The 310-nt window shown below is 64.5% G+C and carries 1 protein-coding gene; it reads right to left on the bottom strand.

Annotated features, from left to right (window positions below; all coding sequences use genetic code 11):
• On the bottom strand, window positions 1-310 hold a 310-nt coding region (locus LCU97_RS26575; RefSeq protein ID WP_332875354.1), incomplete at both ends, for a carbon starvation CstA family protein.

Below are 310 nucleotides of genomic sequence, written 5' to 3'. Positions count from 1 at the left end.
ATCGAACAGCTTGATCAGGCCCGCGGTGGTGGTGCAGATCAGCAACCAGGACGCCGGCAGCAGCGTGACCCAGACGTAGCGCTGGCGCTTCATCTTGATCAGCACCACGGTACCGAGCATCAGGGCGATACCGGCCAGCATCTGGTTGGAGATGCCGAACAGCGGCCACAAGGTGTTGATGCCGCCCAGCGGATCGATCACGCCCTGGTACAGCAGATAGCCCCACAGTGCCACGCAACCGGCGGTGGCGATCAGGTTGGCGGGCCAGGATTCGGTGCGCTTGAGGGCCGGCACGAACGAGCCCAGCAGG

The organism is Pseudomonas uvaldensis (assembly GCF_021271205.1).
Classification (GTDB): domain Bacteria; phylum Pseudomonadota; class Gammaproteobacteria; order Pseudomonadales; family Pseudomonadaceae; genus Aquipseudomonas; species Aquipseudomonas uvaldensis.
This window is presented reverse-complemented; position numbering and strand designations above follow the sequence as displayed.